This window comes from Sphingobacterium sp. UBA1897 (assembly GCF_002337775.1).
Lineage (GTDB): Bacteria > Bacteroidota > Bacteroidia > Sphingobacteriales > Sphingobacteriaceae > Sphingobacterium > Sphingobacterium siyangense.
Window position 1 is genome coordinate 144,829 of the sequence record NZ_DDGR01000007.1, and the last position, 18,384, is coordinate 163,212.

The 18,384-nt window shown below is 40.5% G+C and carries 21 protein-coding genes; 8 read left to right on the forward strand and 13 right to left on the reverse strand.

The window, feature by feature from the left end:
- Positions 1 to 255 precede the first annotated feature (255 nt).
- The 9 genes from B4N43_RS06005 to B4N43_RS06045 form a co-directional block, all read right to left on the reverse strand.
- The gene (locus B4N43_RS06005) at positions 256 to 756 is read right to left on the reverse strand and encodes a 4'-phosphopantetheinyl transferase family protein (RefSeq protein ID WP_248933492.1); all 501 of its coding nucleotides are present in this window, start codon (positions 754 to 756) and stop codon (positions 256 to 258) included.
- Complete coding sequence (locus B4N43_RS06010; RefSeq protein WP_075992081.1) at positions 753 to 1,007, reverse strand: acyl carrier protein; 255 nt, start codon at positions 1,005 to 1,007, stop codon at positions 753 to 755. Before B4N43_RS06010 ends, B4N43_RS06005 begins: the two co-directional genes overlap by 4 nt.
- A gap of 4 nt (positions 1,008 to 1,011) precedes the next feature.
- Positions 1,012 to 2,283 (reverse strand): beta-ketoacyl-[acyl-carrier-protein] synthase family protein, encoded by a 1,272-nt coding sequence (locus B4N43_RS06015; protein ID WP_286733507.1) that lies wholly within the window; start codon positions 2,281 to 2,283, stop codon positions 1,012 to 1,014.
- Complete coding sequence (locus tag B4N43_RS06020; protein ID WP_232475751.1) at positions 2,280 to 2,720, reverse strand: 3-hydroxyacyl-ACP dehydratase FabZ family protein; 441 nt, start codon at positions 2,718 to 2,720, stop codon at positions 2,280 to 2,282. Before B4N43_RS06020 ends, B4N43_RS06015 begins: the two co-directional genes overlap by 4 nt.
- A gap of 14 nt (positions 2,721 to 2,734) precedes the next feature.
- On the reverse strand, positions 2,735 to 3,787 hold the full coding sequence (locus B4N43_RS06025; RefSeq protein ID WP_286733510.1) for a type III polyketide synthase: 1,053 nt from the start codon (positions 3,785 to 3,787) through the stop codon (positions 2,735 to 2,737).
- Positions 3,784 to 4,497, reverse strand: a complete 714-nt coding sequence (locus B4N43_RS06030; RefSeq protein WP_075992077.1) for a methyltransferase domain-containing protein — start codon at positions 4,495 to 4,497, stop codon at positions 3,784 to 3,786. The genes B4N43_RS06025 and B4N43_RS06030 overlap by 4 nt, the downstream gene beginning before the upstream one ends.
- The gene (locus B4N43_RS06035) at positions 4,488 to 5,621 is read right to left on the reverse strand and encodes an NAD(P)/FAD-dependent oxidoreductase (protein ID WP_286733513.1); all 1,134 of its coding nucleotides are present in this window, start codon (positions 5,619 to 5,621) and stop codon (positions 4,488 to 4,490) included. Before B4N43_RS06035 ends, B4N43_RS06030 begins: the two co-directional genes overlap by 10 nt.
- 297 nt (positions 5,622 to 5,918) lie before the next feature.
- Positions 5,919 to 7,565 carry a carboxylesterase/lipase family protein gene (locus B4N43_RS06040; RefSeq protein ID WP_286733516.1) on the reverse strand — a complete coding sequence of 549 codons (1,647 nt, stop codon included), beginning with the start codon at positions 7,563 to 7,565 and terminating at the stop codon, positions 5,919 to 5,921.
- Between the two features lie 160 nt (positions 7,566 to 7,725).
- Positions 7,726 to 8,358, reverse strand: a complete 633-nt coding sequence (locus tag B4N43_RS06045) for a hypothetical protein (protein ID WP_286733519.1) — start codon at positions 8,356 to 8,358, stop codon at positions 7,726 to 7,728.
- A gap of 213 nt (positions 8,359 to 8,571) precedes the next feature.
- Between B4N43_RS06045 and B4N43_RS06050 the strand changes: the two genes are divergently transcribed.
- The 5 genes from B4N43_RS06050 (at position 8,572) to B4N43_RS06070 (ending at position 13,140) form a co-directional block, all read left to right on the forward strand.
- The gene (locus B4N43_RS06050) at positions 8,572 to 8,892 is read left to right on the forward strand and encodes an ArsR/SmtB family transcription factor (protein ID WP_120334617.1); all 321 of its coding nucleotides are present in this window, start codon (positions 8,572 to 8,574) and stop codon (positions 8,890 to 8,892) included.
- A gap of 1 nt (position 8,893) precedes the next feature.
- Complete coding sequence (locus tag B4N43_RS06055) at positions 8,894 to 9,358, forward strand: SRPBCC family protein (RefSeq protein ID WP_286733522.1); 465 nt, start codon at positions 8,894 to 8,896, stop codon at positions 9,356 to 9,358.
- Positions 9,359 to 9,366: 8 nt separating this feature from the next.
- Entirely contained in the window at positions 9,367 to 9,951 is a 585-nt protein-coding gene (locus tag B4N43_RS06060; RefSeq protein WP_232475750.1) for a YdeI/OmpD-associated family protein, read from the forward strand.
- Between the two features lie 152 nt (positions 9,952 to 10,103).
- Positions 10,104 to 11,663 carry a sulfatase family protein gene (locus B4N43_RS06065; RefSeq protein WP_286733524.1) on the forward strand — a complete coding sequence of 520 codons (1,560 nt, stop codon included), beginning with the start codon at positions 10,104 to 10,106 and terminating at the stop codon, positions 11,661 to 11,663.
- A gap of 13 nt (positions 11,664 to 11,676) precedes the next feature.
- Positions 11,677 to 13,140, forward strand: coding sequence for a sulfatase family protein (locus tag B4N43_RS06070; protein WP_286733525.1), 1,464 nt, complete (start codon positions 11,677 to 11,679; stop codon positions 13,138 to 13,140).
- 60 nt (positions 13,141 to 13,200) lie between these two features.
- On the opposite strand, the gene B4N43_RS06075 is transcribed toward B4N43_RS06070, so the two are convergent.
- The 4 genes from B4N43_RS06075 to B4N43_RS06090 all read right to left on the reverse strand — a co-directional run bounded on the left by B4N43_RS06075 (position 13,201) and on the right by B4N43_RS06090 (position 15,679).
- A complete protein-coding gene (locus tag B4N43_RS06075; RefSeq protein WP_159728574.1) occupies positions 13,201 to 13,950 on the reverse strand; it encodes an SDR family NAD(P)-dependent oxidoreductase in 750 nt (249 codons plus the stop codon).
- A gap of 109 nt (positions 13,951 to 14,059) precedes the next feature.
- Positions 14,060 to 14,743, reverse strand: a complete 684-nt coding sequence (locus B4N43_RS06080) for a hypothetical protein (protein ID WP_147420923.1) — start codon at positions 14,741 to 14,743, stop codon at positions 14,060 to 14,062.
- Between the two features lie 107 nt (positions 14,744 to 14,850).
- Positions 14,851 to 15,375 carry a hypothetical protein gene (locus B4N43_RS06085; RefSeq protein ID WP_286733528.1) on the reverse strand — a complete coding sequence of 175 codons (525 nt, stop codon included), beginning with the start codon at positions 15,373 to 15,375 and terminating at the stop codon, positions 14,851 to 14,853.
- A gap of 4 nt (positions 15,376 to 15,379) precedes the next feature.
- Entirely contained in the window at positions 15,380 to 15,679 is a 300-nt protein-coding gene (locus B4N43_RS06090) for a hypothetical protein (RefSeq protein ID WP_153848806.1), read from the reverse strand.
- Between the two features lie 136 nt (positions 15,680 to 15,815).
- On the opposite strand from B4N43_RS06090, the gene mazG reads away from it, so the two are divergent.
- The 3 genes from mazG to B4N43_RS06105 all read left to right on the forward strand — a co-directional run bounded on the left by mazG (position 15,816) and on the right by B4N43_RS06105 (position 18,332).
- Positions 15,816 to 16,628 (forward strand): nucleoside triphosphate pyrophosphohydrolase, encoded by an 813-nt coding sequence (gene mazG / locus B4N43_RS06095; RefSeq protein ID WP_286733529.1) that lies wholly within the window; start codon positions 15,816 to 15,818, stop codon positions 16,626 to 16,628.
- A 75-nt stretch (positions 16,629 to 16,703) separates the two neighbouring features.
- Complete coding sequence (gene trpS / locus B4N43_RS06100; protein ID WP_286733531.1) at positions 16,704 to 17,702, forward strand: tryptophan--tRNA ligase; 999 nt, start codon at positions 16,704 to 16,706, stop codon at positions 17,700 to 17,702.
- A 12-nt stretch (positions 17,703 to 17,714) separates the two neighbouring features.
- Positions 17,715 to 18,332 (forward strand): deoxynucleoside kinase, encoded by a 618-nt coding sequence (locus tag B4N43_RS06105; protein WP_075992064.1) that lies wholly within the window; start codon positions 17,715 to 17,717, stop codon positions 18,330 to 18,332.
- The last annotated feature ends 52 nt before the right edge of the window (positions 18,333 to 18,384 follow it).

Below are 18,384 nucleotides of genomic sequence, written 5' to 3' on the forward strand. Positions count from 1 at the left end.
CGTCTGACTAAGTTGATAAGCTATACGTGGTTCTTGGAATTTTTCTTTCAGATCTACCCTAGCTAGCTATCTTATGAATTGAAAAGTAGCTGCTGTCATCAGGCTCTCCTAGTTATGCAATGCAACTAGGAGGCTGCAGGAAAAAACTCAATCGTATAATGCCGCTATTAAAAAAAACATTAAACATATAAATTGGAATAGTACAACTAATGACATATAGTTACATAAAACATAAAGGTTAATGACACTAACTTTTCATGTAATCGCAACTATTCTCTCAAAACGGCCATGGTTACTTACAGAAACGGGTAAGTGTGTGCCGCTATCTTTCAGAATGATGCTTGGTATCCCCTGAGCATCTTTAACAATTTCACCTTTTCCGATTTCTACAATATTGCCTAAATGAACCAATTCGCCAACTGCGATGGTATGTATAAAATCAGGGCAAACAATGGTCTTAGTGTAATACCTCTTCCCTTCGCAGATGACTTCTCCCGTTGCGTTGCAAGAAGACCGTTCAGTAACTGAACATAGCAACCCTTTAGGTATATATTTCCGAATTCCTGTCTGTCTATTCCATATTTTATAGGCAGCCTCTTTCATGCTCCATAAGAGCCAAACAACAATTTCTGGATCTGGACTGTTCACAATCAACAGTTGTTCATGCTCATTAAATAGCTTTGAAACAAAGCCCCTACGTCTCCAATTACTATCTTTTCTGGACTGAACCAGGTCGATAACGTCATTACCAATCATTTTTCTTGTAACTTGCTTTCGATTATTTCGACTGCAGCTCCGACATTAAGCATACGTTCCATATCGGAATTTTCAATAACGATCCCAAATTGATCTTCGATATCCAGGACAATATCAACCAAATTTGCTGAATTGATTTGTAGATCACGCATAAAATCAGTCTTTTCAGTAAGCTTTCCAAATGCTTCTTCGTTTGTTGTGTAAGGTGCTATAATTGGCTTTAAAGCACCGATCAATTCTTCTCTGTTCATAGGTTTAGTTATCAAATTTTTTAAATATTAAACAGGCATTTACATCCCCAAATCCGAAACTCGCTTTGGCTATAATATGAGGTTTGACATCAACTTGATGTAATGGTACTCTTGATGAATCAATCATTGCTGCAATCTCAGGATGTAAATCAGTACAATTACTGTTTCCAAATACAAATCCATGATATAACTGCAAAACTGTGGCCACGCATTCTATGCTACCTGCCGCACTGAGACAATGCCCAGTCATTCCTTTTAGCGAGTTTATCAATGGAAAATCTTTCCCTGTACGTCCAAGGGCCTCAGTCCAGTTTTCTATTTCAAAAGCATCTTTGGCCGTTGCCGTTAAATGACCGTTTATGGCATCGACATCCCATCCGGAGACACCCGAATTTTTTAGGGCTTCCGCAATGCATCGGCGTACAGCATCAGCATTTGGAGCTGTCATACTGCCCGTTCCCCGTTGCCCTCCAGAATTTACTTGACCGCCCAATAATTCGCCATATATCATGGCCTTGCGTTCTAAGGCACTTTCCAAATCCTCCAATAGCAGGGCTCCAGCTCCACTACCCGGGACGAATCCTGCGGCTGTTGCACTCATTGGGCGAGAACCTTCCGAAGGGCGGTCATTATGTTGCGAACTACAGACACGCAGTGCATCAAAACCAGCCCAAATATAAGGTCCACTATCTCCAGTACTACCTGCTAGCATGCGCTTTGCTCTTCCGGACCTAATCCGGTCATATGCCATTAGAATTGCTTCGGTTCCGGTAGCACAGGCAGAGGAATTGGTGGTTACCTGATTTCCGAGCCCTAATTTCCCACCTAAATATGCACTGACACCACTGTTCATCGTTTGGGCAACGACTGTACTGCCTAGCCTACGTGTTTGCAGCTCATCAATTTTATAAATACTCTCCCGAAACTTATCGATACCTGAGGTGCCTGAACCAAATACTGTTCCGCTATCCCAATCGGGGACCGAATTTAAGGCAATAGGAAAACCTGCATTTGTCCAAGCCTCCATTCCTGCTATGACACCATATAATATGCCTGTACTGTTAAAACCCCTGAGCTCAAGTTCCGTGAAATATTGTCTTTTGAGATCATCCGATACTTGTGGCATTCCAGCAATCTGACAGGAAAATTGCAATTTTTCCAACTGCACATCATGTCTAACACCGGAGACACCCTCTTTTAGCGCCTGTGTAAAGGCCGGTACTCCCACTCCATTGGGTGCAACGACCCCTAATCCAGTAATAACAACTCTCTTCATAGCTCCTCAGTAATCATACCTGCCAATATTCCCTTACAAACCTCCTGGCCAGCTTCATTTTTCATTGTAACTGTACACTTTAACTTTCCAAACCTAAAATATATTTTTTTTGAAATTACCGTAACTTTTTCCTTCGGATACACGGGTTTTAAAAATTGTATTTCAGTAGAAGTCAACGCAATAGAAGAACCCTTTTTCAAGTCTTTATTGAGCAGAAAAATTCCCAAACAAGCTAAACCTATTTGGGCCATCGTTTCGATCAGAATAACTCCTGGAGTGATCGCTTTTTCATTAAAATGTCCTCTATAAAAATCCAAATTTTCATCAAAGGTATAGGTACCTGCAACACCTTCCTCATCGACATGGGTCAACGCATCGACAAATAAAAACGGGGCACTGTAAGGCAATTTCGCTAGTATAGAATTCAGATCCATCATTCAAATTTTGTAGGTTACCACTGTAATAAAACGCGCTGCGCCGAAAATCCAGGACCGAAACTCAGCATCAGCCCTAATTCACCGACCTGAGGACTACGTTTCATAATACGTTCGAGGACATATAACACCGTAGCGCTCGACATATTACCATACTGTGCCAGCACAGCCTTAGTATCCTCAATATCTTTATCAAGTTCAGCAAAAATATCTTCGATTGTAGCTACAATCTTTTTTCCACCTGGATGAAAAATCATGTAATCAATATCTTTAATTTTAAGCTGGTTCTTCTTCAAAAATGGATGTATAACAGCGTCAAAATGAGACGCGATCACATTCGGCACTTCAACATCCAGTATCATCTGCATACCGCTGTTTGTCAGCTTAAATCCCATAATATCTTCCGCATCGTAAAAATGGTACATCTCCTGATCGAGAATCATCGGACCATTGTCTGACTCGTCGGAGGAAAGCAGACAGCAAGCTGCACCATCACCAAATATTGCGGCACTGACCATATTTGACATGGAGAAATCTTCCAGCTGAAAAGTTGCTGTTGGCGCTTCGACGGCTATGACCGCAGCACGTTTGCCTGGATTAGCCTGAAGAAAATTTTTAGCATAAATAATACCTGAAACACCGGCAACACAGCCCATTTCGGTAACTGGTAACCGCACAATATCCTGTCGGAGTTTCATCTTATTGATGAGATACGCGTCTAGGGAGGGGATCATAATTCCAGTACAACTCACTGTAATGATATAATCCAGAGACTGCGGATCCCATCCCGTCTGTTCAAGGGCCTTACGAAGTGCTTGCTCCCCTAAGACCGTTGCCTCCCGGCAGTACACATTATTTTTTTCTTCAAAAGACGTCGCAGTGAAGACCTCTCTCGGATCCATAATTGCATATCGTCTTTCCACAGCGGAGCCTTCGAAAAGTTTCTTGATCTTCTTAATAAAGCGAGGCTCTTGTCCATGGAGCCAAATATCCAATAGCGGAAGGATATCAACGGTAGCACAAGAGTATCTAGGGAGTTGCTTCGCAACAGTTATTATTTTAACATTCATATATTGGAAATTATCCACTGGTAACGAAAGGCCCATTTCCATTGGATGCTATAATTTTCTAATTTCAGTTTATTGGAGAATTGAGTAAGTTCCTCTTTTTTAAACCCACGCAGTATAGAAACAAGCCCGTCCACTTTTGTCATTCTATTTAACCTAAAAAGAACAGCAATGGTTTGAAAAAGCCGGTAAGCCATTTTACTCCTTTGTAAATCATTAATGACGACCCCCAATTTTGATACGTTGACCAGACTGCCTAGCAAACGAAGGATCTCTTCATCGTCAAAATGATGTATGGTAAGCGTACACAGAACAATGTCATACTTGACATCTTCAAAATTTTCTTCAAAGATATCCGCACACAAATAGGATATATTGGTATAATCTTTCGACAAATCCCCCGCATAATTTATTGTATAGGGGTTGGCATCTATACCGAGCATTGAAAGCTTAATATGATGTCTATTGCCATAATCGCTCAACATGCGAAGCATGTCCCCATTGCCACAACCGATATCCACAATCGTTATTGTTTCATTCTTGCAGCTGGTTGAAAGTAATTTTTTTACACCGTTCAGCGTAATGTTATTTCCGCCTAAAAAACGATTAATCTTTGCTATCCTGTCTAATGTGGTCCGAAGTTCTTCTCCTTCGAGCAGAAAATCGTCCATGATCTCATTCTCCGATGTTCTCTGTTTTGTGTTTATTCCCATTTTATTGACCTTGCATTTCCATGAGTTTGTTTAATAATCCAGCTGAGCATTTTCGGAAAAAATGAGGTAGTCTTCATCAAAACTGCGGTCCCTATTTTATAGCTTAACAGCCGCGACAGAAGTCGACCGAATAAGAGGCGTCTTTTAAACGTTCGATTCCATTGCTTGACATAAGCCTTTTCCAATTGCTTTCGTGAATGAATATGGCCCCGATAATATTCCAGGACAAGCTCAGAAGCTATTTTTGCACTGTGTATCGCCATCGCCATCCCATTTCCGCAGAATGGATGAATAAGACCGGCTGTGTCACCAATCATAAGAATATGGTTTTCTACCGTTGATTTCTTATCAAATGAAAATTGACTGATCGTGAGCGGTTTTTCAAAAAGTAGCCTATTGTGCTCAAAAAAACACTTAAGATGTCTGTTTTTAGACAAAACATACTTCTGATAATCACCGATGTTTTTGTATCTCTTGAACGTTTTTACATCGGCCAGATAACATAAATTTATCCGATCATCTTCGACCTTGGAAATCCCACAATAGCCTCCTTCAAAATGATGCAAGGCAATTAGGTCATTCGGAAAATCGCCCGAATAGTGTGCCTTAACAGCCATCCAAGGAGAGGTTTTCGTTATAAAATCACGGGATAAGAGCTGATCCATATTACTGCGTTTTCCATACGCGCCCAGTACAATTTTTGATCTTAATACCTGATCTTGAAACGAAACAGTAAATGTATCAGCGCTAAAGGATATACCCGTTACAGTCGCAATAACAATTGTACAGCCATTACTTTTTGCTTGCTGATATAACAGATCATCCAACGCGTAACGACTGATACCAATCCCACCCAAGGGTAACCTGCCCCTATTCATCTGTCCATCTTCTGTCGTGAACTCAAGCTCCTGAATATGTGTTGGGCATAGCGATTCAACATCCACTTTCAGCCAATGAAGGTAGGCCAAAATTTCGTTCGAAACATATTCGCCGCAAACCTTATGACGAGGAAAAACATGTTTTTCGATTAACGTTACGTTGAATCCTTGTTTAGACAGATGCAATGCACCTGTAAGTCCAGCCAAACCACCGCCTATAATAATCACATCAGGATTTATTGTCATATATCCAAGTTTGCTCTATATGAGTATCATCTACAAAAAATCAACGCCATAAATCGTACTTCAGTTTCCTAAATTGGTTGCCCCCCACTATTCAATAAACGATTCTTGATAAATCTATCCACTGTCTAAAATCCCCCTATACAGGACAATATCGCCCATACGCTTTCATAAAAAGTCTATCTGATAACAGCCCTTGGCAATAAATAGTTTTTATTTGGCCTTAAAATAAAAAAGCACTTTAATTTACCTGATAGATAAACGACTTAACCACTGCTATAAATTGAATAAATAAGGCTTTTATCTGGATTTATATTCACGGTCGACAAACAATTTATCCAGAAAAAGATATCTGTTCCGAAATTCTTCGGCAGATACTTTTACTTTGATATTCAAATTCAGAATATTCATGCGCTTATCTTGTGCTGTTGTTTTCGGCCATGTTGACAGCCCTTTTCCATTTGGATCGCCCGTCTTGATAAAATTAACAAAGTACCGCTGACCAAGTTTTGACACCTTGTAATCATCTTCAGTCCAGGCAAAAACATCATTACTCTGCAGATTTCCCAATAAATATTCAATATCACTTGCATGGAAAGCACCCGGCAGGGGCTTTGGGCTTTTTTCCTTGGCTTCCTGTGCAGATTTCTTGCTAATTCCTCCGGCAAGCCCGGTTTGTGCATCGCGATATGCAGGTTGCATGGGTGGTCGCGGTTTACCGAATATATAAACGAAGACTGGCTGACCGCTATTTCTTCGTTGCAAATCAAGCCATTTCCAGGTACTATAAACGATAAAATTATCGCTACTTAAGGCAGTTGCTGACCGAATAACTTCCGCCTCTGTCTTTCCAGGATAAAGCGTGAGCACTTCGTCAGCCTGAACGCCATATTGTGCTCTTACCAACTTTTCATAATTCTCCGGAGATGGATACAATTTACCCATGTAGGCGGTATATGGGGCTTCCGTAGACGTCCAGCCTGCAAGTAGCGGGACTTTAGACTGTTCCCCTGCCTCAAAAATAGCCAAAGGAGATTTAGGCAGAAAATAGCCGTCAACAATCAAACGGGTCGCAAAGGCCCCTGGCTCGCTGGCTTTATCAAGGAGTTCGGCCGCAGGAATTTTACGCAGTTGATCAAGCCCTTCGGCATTTATGCGCGTTGCAAACGCAGTCCCCTGTTGCTCTTGCTCCGTAATAGAGGCAGTGCCATACCGCAAGTTAAAAACACTTCCGCTCTGACCGATAGCACGTTTAAATAGTCCTTTGGACAACGGACTCGTCATCTGGGCAGAAACAGACATACTCCCTGCCGACTCACCACCGATGGTGACGGCATCGGGATCCCCACCAAATGCAGCAATATTTTTCTTGACCCAAACCAAAGCTGCATGTTGATCCAGCAGTCCATAATTTCCGGAAGCATGTTTCGGAGATTCCTCGGTTAATGCCGGATGCGCAAAAAAGCCGAAGATACCAAGGCGATAGTTGACAGTAACGACAATAAGACCTTCTTTGGCAAAACTTTCACCATCATAGCGGTTTTCCGATCCATCACCAGCATTGAAACCTCCGCCGTAAAAATAAACTAAAACAGGAAGTTTGCCTGAACCAAGATTCTTTGGACGCCATACATTCAGGTAGAGACAGTCTTCACTGATCCCTGGTGACCGAAATCGCATGTCCCCATAGATCGGTTTCTGCATCGGAGAATAACCAAAATGATCTGCTTTACGGATGCCAGACCAATGTTCAGCAGCTTGAGGTTCTTTCCACCTCAGGTCTCCTACTGGCGGTTTTGCAAAAGGAATCCCTCGAAAGGACTCTACCCCGCTTGACAAAGTAATTCCTTCTAATATCCCCTCTTCAACCTTTACCTGGGGCATTTGTGCGAAAACAAATGATACAACCAAAAGCTGAACAACAGTAAAAAAAATATTTTTCATCATAACATCCATTTAAAACTCTATGGTTTTTATTCTTACAGTTAAAATACAAAATAAAACTTATACCGTCGTGATATTCTGTTATTTCAGCACTTGCTTGCTTGCTTGCTTGCTTGCTTGCTTGCTTGCTTGCTTGCTTGCTTGCTTGCAGTGATCAACACATTTAGTTGGCCAGCCACAAAAAAAGTAGAATAAGCCATTGCGCAAGAATACATAGCCAAAATGGTTTGCTACTTGGTTCTGTTAAGATTTCGAGTACCTGGATAAACTTCGATCGTACGATCGCATAAAAGCTATCGTTTTTGTCTAAATCGAGGGCATCAAATCTCACTTTATTCAGACCAAAAATGACAATGCGTCGCACCCAAGGGTTCTCGATTTTATTATTTTTCACGTCATTGATCAATTTAAGTTTTGCAAAAGAATAATCAGCGACATTTTGTATTACATCGGGCTGATTCGATTGAAAAATTAATAATACTTTGTCAAATGCCGGAAGAATGAGATCATCCTGCCTTTCTTCTACAACAAGACTTGCAATCTTTGAAAACACATATTTGTTGCTAAAAATAAAAATTAGTACAGGTAGCAGGATCAGTCCAATCAGCCAAATGAATTTAGCTGCGGCTTGCACAGGACTGACCGTCGAAAAGAAAGCTTCATGACTAGCCTTAAACTGAAAACTGCCAACCACCAAATACAGTAAAGTCGAAACAATAGCCAGCAAATAATATTTGACTAAGGTTTTCGTCCCTAATACGCTTAATTTTTTTAAATACGATAACTGTGTTTTCATCCTGCTATAATTAATTACGCTAATTTAGCATTATTCACCAAACATTGATCCATAGGTTTAATTCCCGATCGCTTTCATTTTAAATTCGCCAGGAAAAAATTTTTATTCGTTGATCCACGTTAGCTCCACCCCCATCTATTCCGTTATAAATAATTTATAAAAAATTTGCGTAGTCAAATAACTACACTTATATTAGTAATCAAATAGATCAATATGAACTTAAGACGAGATGTTTTCCAAGCTATAGCAGACCCAACCAGAAGAGCAATTTTACTTCTTCTGACCTCACAAGCCATGACTGCTGGTGCAATTGCAGCCAATTTCAATACAGCAAGACCGACCGTTTCAAAACATTTGCAAATATTGACGGAATGTGAATTATTAAAGTCTCAACAAAATGGACGCGAGATATACTACCAATTGAACCCACCAAAGATGAAAGAAATTGCGGATTTTATTGAACCTTTCCGTCAAATGTGGGACGACAGATTCAATAAATTGGAAACTATTATGCAAAACTACAAGAACAAATAATATGGAGTCAAAAACTAACGTCCAGGCTGAGGATAATAAACAGGAGATTATCATTACAAGGGAGTTCGATTTGCCTATTGAACTGCTCTTCAAAGCATACGAGGATCCCGAAATTTTCGAACAGTGGATGGGAACTAAAGTTCTGAAATTGGAAAATAAAAAGCATGGCTCCTATGCCTTTGAAACTTCGCACAATGGCCGGGTCATGTTCAAAGCAAATGGAACGATACATGAATTCCTCCCCAATCAACGCATCACACGGACTTTTGAAATGGAAAACAGCGCATTTCCTGTGCAGTTGGAATATTTAACATTTGAAAAAATAAGTGCAGAACGCAGCAGGCTTCACATCCATATAATATTTCAGTCGGTCGCATTTCGGAACCAGCTGTTACAGATGCCCTTTGCGCAAGGAATCAATATGGCGCACAACAGATTACAAGAAATTCTTGCTAAACTTACCTAAAGCACTACATGATGAATCTAAAAATTGAACATTTTTTTGAAAATGCGACAAGATGGAATGAAGAATTCAATCTGTTGAGAGAAATTGTCCGTGGCAATAAAACACTGCAGGAGGATTATAAATGGATGCATCCTTGTTATACATTTGAAGGTAAAAATGTCGTATTGATACACGGGTTTAAAGAATACTGTGCGCTGCTATTCCATAAAGGTGCATTATTAAAAGATCCCAAAAATATACTGATCCAGCAAACCGAAAATGTTCAGTCAGCCAGACAGCTTAGATTCACCACTATTGAGCAGATAGAATCATTGCGGGAAGTGATATCGGCTTATATTCAGGAGGCCATCGAAATTGAAAAATCAGGCAAGAAAGTTGACATGCGGAAAGCTGCCGATTACCCTGTACCGGAAGAATTTAAGCGTGCCTTACTTGAAGACCCTTTACTTCAAAAAGCTTTTCAATCACTTACACCAGGTCGACAAAAAGGGTATCTATTCTACTTTAACCAGGCAAAACAAGAGAAAACACGAGCGGCGAGAATCGAAAAATACTATCAGCATATTCTAGATGGAAAAGGTATTGATGACTAACATATTTATTACAGTTTATCCGTTATATATTTGTCTATAAAGAGTAGATTTGTCTACAATCAAATGGACAGAACCAGACCAAGACGAACGATTATAACTATTATTGCAATCCGATATAGTCAATTCGTCGACTAATATATAGCTGAATTCACATGAATAAAAAATTTGTATTGCTCATCTGCGGCCTATTGCCCATTTTTTCACAAGCACAGAAAAAGAACAACGCAACACAACGCCCCAATATCGTCTTTATCCTAACGGACGATTTCACAGCCCAAGCATGGGGCGTATATGGCGGTATTTTAAAAGATTTTGTCAAAAATCCGAATATTGAAAAATTAGCCAGTCAGGGGGCAGTACTCAATAATACATTCTGTACCAATTCAATTTGCACCCCTAGCCGTGCAACCATACTGACAGGACAGTACAGTAATAAAAACCAAGTCTACACACTGGAAGATGCGTTGGATCCCGATAAGGAAAATATTGCCAAGGATCTGCGCAATGCGGGCTACCAAACTGCTGTGTTTGGGAAATGGCATCTGAAAAAAAGGCCAAGTGGATTTGACGATTTTAAAGTTCTTCCTGGACATGGTGTTTATCATAACCCGACTTACCTCTCTAAAGACAACTGGAATGATAAGGAAGAGGCTGGTACACCCTACGAAGGCTATGTAGATGATATCACCACAACGATGAGTTTGGACTGGTTAAAATCACGCAACCCCGATAAACCCTTCTTCTTAATGTGTCATTACAAAGCGACGCATGAACCCTTTGATTTTGCCGAACGATTCAAAGATTACTACAAAGATGTGGAGTTTCCTTATCCCCCGACATTTTTGGATTCAGGAGCAATCACAACTGGACGCTCTTTCGAAGGGCAGCCCTCGGAAGAGCTTGGCCGCCGTTATGAGCAAGCTTCGGTAGGCCCCTTTTGGACATCTTATCCTGAGCTTCCGTTTTCAACAAAAGGAATGGACCCTTTGGAAGCCCGCAAAAAGATCTACCAAAAGTTCCTCAAAGATTATCTGCGTTGCGTCGCTGGAATCGATGATAATCTAGGGAAAATTATGCGCTATCTTACAACGGCAAATTTGGACGAAAATACCGTTGTGATCCTGGCTTCCGACCAAGGATACTTCTTAGGAGAACACAATTTTATGGATAAACGATTGATGTACGAAGAATCACTGCGCATGCCTTTTGTGATCAGCTACCCCAAAGAAATCAAAGCTGGTAGTCGATTAGATGACATGATTCTAAATATCGATTTCGCTGCACTATTTGCAGATTATGCCGGCATCAAAAAACCTGCCTACATCCAAGGCGAAAGCTTTCGGAATAACCTCAAAGGAAATACATCCAAAGCATGGCGGTCTGCCATGTATTACCGTTACTGGCAACATGCACCAATACGCCCGGCGCATCTTGGAGTCCGTGATGAACGCTACAAACTGATCTACTTCTATGGACAGCCATTAGAAATGACAGGCAGCGACTCTAAAACAACGGCTCCAGCTTGGGAATTCTATGACCTGCAGCAAGATCCCATGGAAACACACAATGCCATTCTAGACAAAAAATATGTCAAAGAAATTGCCAGGTTGAAGAAAAAATTGGCTAAACTTAAAGCTGAAGCGGGCGATGATGATGCAACAAGAGCAGCTTTTCAGCAGGTTCTCAAACAAGAAAACTTAACCGTTAAATAATTAAATGCAAACGATGGATTTGAAGTATATATTTTCTTTTATACCATTCTTATTTACCCTTGGAGCTTCTGCAGCTTCTATTACGGATGAGAATAAACCAGCTCCACCCCCAAACATCATTATTATTTTAATGGATGATATGGGCTATGCCGACCCAGTCTGCTATGGTGGTGGCCCCTACCAAACGCCAAATATCGATAAACTCGCAGCACAAGGTTTGCGTTTTACCGATTTTTATGCCGCGCAGCCAATCTGTACTGCTTCCCGAAGTGCCCTATTAACCGGCTGCTACCCTACGCGAATTGGCATTAGCGGTGCGATTGACCATAATGCCAAATTTGCACTTAACCCCGATGAACAAACGATCGCCGAACTATTGAAAAGCAAAGGATATAAAACCGGCATGGTCGGAAAATGGCATCTTGGACATAAAGAGCCTTACCTTCCCCTTCAAAATGGCTTTGACGAGTTCTATGGACTTCCCTACTCCAATGATATGTGGGCCTACGATTATGAGGGAAAAAAATGGCAAGATTCAACTTTTTGGCGGGCCCAATACCCCCCACTTCCTTTAATCGAAGGCAACAAAACAGTTAAAATTATCGATTCTTTTGATGGTCAGGATCAATTGACCACCGATTATACAAACCGAGCGGTCTCTTTTATCAAACGTAATAAAAACAACCCTTTCTTTCTCTATTTAGCCCATGCCATGGTTCATGTCCCACTTGGCGTTTCCGAAAAATTTAAAGGCAAAAGCGGTGCCGGTATGTTTGGGGATGTCATGGAAGAAGTAGACTGGTCCGTAGGCGAAGTGATGAAGACGTTGGAACAACATCATCTGCTCGAAAACACTATTGTTATTTTCACGAGTGACAATGGTCCATGGCTCACGTTTGGAAACCACGCAGGTTCGACAGGAGGGCTCAGAGAGGGTAAAGCAACTATATTTGATGGTGGATTAAAAGTACCTTGCATTATAAGCTGGCCCGGTCATGTCAAACCGGCAACTGTAAGTAACCAGCTTTTGACCAATATGGACTTACTACCAACGATTGTCAATATTACCCAGGCAGCCAAGCCAATAAAGAAAATCGATGGGATTGATTTTACAGAGCTTCTATTGGGTAATACCCAAAGTACTCCACGAGATGAACTCGCTTATTATCATAATAAAAACAATTTGAAAGCAATCCGAAAAGGAAAATGGAAGCTTGTTTTTCCTGCTGAAACCGAAACATACGAAGTACCTGCAACCATAGGCGGCGATCGGTATCCAGGAAAATATGCTACAGTAAAAGTCCCGTTGGCATTATATAATCTTGCAATTGATCCCGGTGAAGATAGAGACCTAAAAGATCAATATCCCGAAATTGTCAAACAACTCCAACAGGTAGCAGATAAATATCGTCGCACGTTGGGTGACGGATTAAATAACATGGAAGGGACTGAAATACGTCCAGCAGCACAGTTATAGTGCAAAAAAAGGGATCCAACACGACACACTTGGATCCCTTTTTTTTCTTAAACTGATCTGTTAAACAGCAGTGTAACCACCATCAACTAAGTAATACCCACCGGTCATAAAAGACGATTTATCCGAACTTAGAAAAAGAACCAGCTCAGCGACTTCCTCTGCCTTTCCCAAACGTCCAATAGGGTGTTTACTGATTAACGCATCGATATGCTCTTTATCCAACTTAGCCAATAACGGTGTATCAATATAACCAGGTCCAACCGCATTACAACGAATATTTTTTTGACCATATTCTGCGCCGATGTTCTTTGTCAGTCCCACTACAGCATGTTTGGCTGAAGTATAAGCACTTGACATAGGCGCAGCCACGGTACCATGAATGGAAGCCATATTGACAATAACACCGCCTCCATTCCTCTCCATGGCTTCTATTTGATATTTACATCCATAAAATACGCCATTGAAATTAATATCAATTACTTTTTTCCATCCATCGAGACTGTAATCTCCCGTTAGTGCAGCCTCTCCACCAATACCAGCATTATTGCATGCAATATCAAGCCGGCCAAATGTCTTGACAGCATACCCCACCAAGGCTTCATTGTCAGCGGGAGATGAGCTATCTGCTTTGAAAAACACAGCTTCTCCTCCTAGAGATTCAATTTGTTTTACGGTTTCATTCCCCGCTTGCTCGTTGATATCCGAGACAACGACTTTTGCACCTTCTTTACCATAAGCCAATGCAACTGCCAGTCCGATCCCCGAACCCGCACCTGTTACTAAAGCTACTTTATCTGCTAAAATTTTCATATGATATAAATTTTATGATACAGACAATTTACTAAAAGCAATGCGGAATCAAGTCAAAAAGGCCACTTACTTCAATTAAAACGAAACTAAAATGACATTTCTCGGCGGCTTAGTTCTGTAGCTGCGGATATTTTTTATATAATCTATCCAAAAACAAACGCCCCATCAATTGAAGCCTCGCCTGTGTTTCGAACATACCTGAACCTGGAGAAATAATACCATGTGGCATACGCTGAACAGTGCCGTAATAAATAATATCGAGCCCATTTCCATTGACGTCAAGATGCATTTTCTTAGGTTTCAAGCCCATGACAGAGCCCATGCGTGTTACTTTTTCAGAATTAGTAATCTGCGCAGTTCGCGCATCGAGCAAGGTTTCATGATCAAAAACCAAATGGTCTCTCACCTCCCCCTCATCAAAAAATACGTAATGCAACTCGTTGTTGCTAAGCACCAGATAAGAAGCGTTATCCCGTTCATTATAACGAGCCTTTACACCTACAGCCGCCCAAGCAACAGTCTTGGCCGCTGTAGCTGCAGCTGAAGCAACTTTGTCGCCAACTGTTGCAATATACGCGCATTGCGTAAAGGCGTCGATCGGAGCGCCGTTCAACTGTTTTCTTAATTCACTAAATTCATCACTTAACAATTCATCCTTTACGCCCGGAGCTAGGGCAATCCCAGATTCACCTTCATACTTTTTGGCCGTCTCCTTTTGCTTTTTCATCATCATAAGAGAAATGAATACGCAAGCCACAACGATAACGGCAAAAATACCAATGTACAACATCATAAAATAAAATTTAGAATGGGTTTACAATTCAATAAAAAGTCCAAAAAGTGAACAACCTATTCAGGTTTCCTCTTTCTGGTACGATCGACTACAAAAATTTTGCCAGACTAAAGAATTTTATCCGGGTAGTGAATATTATTTAAAGCTGTCTGGTGCATATCAACCCAAATATCATTGTTTGACTGCTGTATAAGCCAATTTGGAGAGCTTCGCATGTCGGCATCCGCATCATTATTGTAAATGGATGGAAAATCAGACTCTTTGGCCCTAAGCAAAACAACGATCGTACCAGCCATGAGCAAAGGGATATCACCCAAAACGAGATTATAAAAACCATCTTCAAGCAATCCTGGACTAAAACGCTGTAAACTGTCATAACTACGTTCTAATTTGCCAATCAATTTTTCCAGTTCATGCGGATAATGAACCTCAACATAAGACTCAAACAAAGCCGAGCCTTTATTGTAGAATCCCGCTTTCATGAGGTTTAATGCTTCATTTCTATAAATCTGCAACCATCGATCCGAAGCAAGATCATGATATTGCGCATCCTCCTCTTTACCATCACGTTTCAAAGCCCAAAGCTTAAGCTGCTCAAGCCGCTCCGTTGTTTCCATTCCATTTTTTTCCATAAGGCTATCGCTCCCGCTCTTTAAGTTCCATTTGTAATAGAATATCCCGCTTCTTACCTTCAATTAAAGACAAATTGCCTGCAACAAAAACACCTTTCTGTCCCGAATTTTTGCTAATACCATACACCGACGATTCATCATCAGGATCCGATGCACCTTCATAGCGAAATAAGTAGTCAATTCTGTACTGATCTGCATGAGCCAACAAATCGTCAAATTCAATATTATAATCTATCGTGTAACCTAAGTTGTTTAACTTTTCCAAGGCAACACTTGCAGAGGAGTATCCATGCATTCTTTCCATAGTTGATTGTTCTAAATCCGATCTAAATTCTAATTTTTATTATAAAACGATTGACAAAAGGGTTTTGTTTTCCGCAATTTGAAATAGTTTATTCGAAATCATATTTCTACTTTTGTGCTACCAAACACGATGAAATATGGCAAATCTAGCAGCACCAGCGTATCAGCTTACACCTCAACTAGCTTTTCAACGATTACTCGATGTCTTATATACCTTACGGATTGAATGTCCCTGGGATAAAAAACAGACCATGGAATCCCTTCGACATTTGACTATGGAGGAAATGTATGAATTAACCGACGCCATTTTAGAAAAAGATTATCCAGAAATCAAAAAAGAACTTGGTGACGTCTTGATGCATCTTGTATTCTATGCCCGCATTGCCGAAGAAGAAGGACATTTCAATATCGTAGACGTACTCAATGCAATCTGTGATAAATTGATTACGCGCCATCCCCATATCTACGGCGACACCAGTGCTGATACAGAAGATCAAGTCAAATCCAATTGGGAAACAATCAAGCTCAAAGAAGGCAATACATCTGTTCTTTCTGGCGTCCCGAAAGGCCTACCCGCTTTGGTAAAGGCCTATCGTATCCAAGATAAAGTTCGCGGTGTCGGCTTTGACTGGGAAGATAAGAAACAAGTATGGGAAAAAGTAGAAGAAGAGCTTGCCGAATTTAAAGCAGAATTTAATCTGGAGACAGCACTTCCTATGGATCAGGAAAAAGCAGAAGGGGAATTTGGCGACCTCTTATTCTCCTTAATAAATTATGCGCGGCATATTGGTATCAATCCTGAAAATGCTCTAGAACGCACCAACAAAAAATTCATTGAGCGGTTTACCTATTTAGAACAAAAAGCCGCTGAAAATAAGCAACAGCTGCAGGAAATGAGTTTAGAAGAAATGGACGTTTATTGGAATGAAGCTAAAAAATTAAAAAAATAACGCAATTCCTAAAAAGGGAGTCACCGACCGAATTTAATTCGACTTTGTCAAATTTATGCGTAAATTCGCAGGAATATGGAAACAGTTGTTAGCGGTATCAGAAGTACCGGAAAATTACATTTAGGAAATTACTACGGCGCATTGAGCAATTTTGTAAAAATGCAAAACGAATATAATTGCTTTTTTTTCATTGCGGATTTACATTCACTAACGACCCACCCCACTCCTCATGGACTTCAGGGAACGGTTCGCCAAGTTATTGTTGAATATCTAGCTGCAGGAATAGACCCCGAAAAATCGACTATTTACGTTCAATCAGATGTTCCAGAAGTTGCGGAACTCTATCTATACATGAATATGAACGCCTATCTCGGCGAGCTTGAACGTGCTACAGCATTTAAGGATAAAGTTAGAAGCAATCCCGACAATGTTAACGCAGGTTTATTGACCTATCCGGTCTTGATGGCCTGTGATATATTGATTCACCATGGCACAAAAGTTCCAGTAGGAAAAGATCAGGAACAACATTTGGAGATGACGCGGACTTTTGGCAATCGCTTCAATCGCTTATACAACGTAGATTATTTTAAAGAAGCATTTGCATTCTCCTATTCCGACAAATTGGTGAAAGTTCCCGGACTTGCAGGCCAGGGAAAAATGGGTAAATCCAATGGTGAGGCAGATTGTATTTATCTATCGGATAGTGAAACCGTAATTCGTAAAAAGGTGATGCGTGCTGTATCCGATTCTGGTCCAACTGAGATGAACCAGCCTAAGCCTGAAGCTATCCAAAATCTTTTTGATTTAATGAAGGTCGTATCTACTGCAGATACGTTACAGCATTTTGATGAACTCTATAACAAATGTGAAATTCGTTATGGTGATTTCAAAAAACAATTGGCAGAAGATATGGTACTTGCAACCAACGATGTACGCTCTCGCATTGAGGATATATCAAACGATGATGCATACATTGCTAAAGTTGCAAAAATGGGCACTGAAAAAGCAAGCGAATCCGCGCACAAGACACTTAAAGAAGTTCGTGAGATTATTGGTATTAAAAGATTTTATTAAGCTAGAAATAATATGCACATCGCTATCGTTGGAAATATAGGTGCCGGCAAAACAACGTTGACCGAAATGTTGGCCAGTCACTTTAAATTTGAACCTCAGTTTGAAGCTGTAGACAACAATCCTTATCTAGAAGATTTTTATTCGGACATGAAACGCTGGGCATTCAATCTTCAGATTTTTTTCCTCAACAGTCGCTTTAGACATATTGTAAAATTGCAGGAAACTGGCATTGATATGATTCAGGATCGTACCATTTATGAAGATGCTTATATCTTTGCCGAAAACTTGTATGATATGGGTTTAATGAGCGCACGTGATTTTGAAAACTATAGTAATATTTTTCAAAGCATTATCCACTATATCAAACCTCCAGATTTATTGATTTACCTCAAAGCCTCTGTCCCTACCCTAGTGAATAATATCCAAAAAAGGGGCCGTGACTATGAATCCGCAATTCGCTTGGATTATCTGTCGAAGCTGAACGATAAATACGATAAATGGATCAATAATTACAAAGAAGGTAAGGTAATGATTCTGGACAAGGACAATCTGGACTTCACCAAAAACCCAGAAGACCTCGGCGATATCATTCAAAAGATCGAAGCCGAATTATTCGGATTGTTCGAATAATCAACGAATCAAAAAGCCTGTAAAATAACGTTATTTTACAGGCTTTTTGATA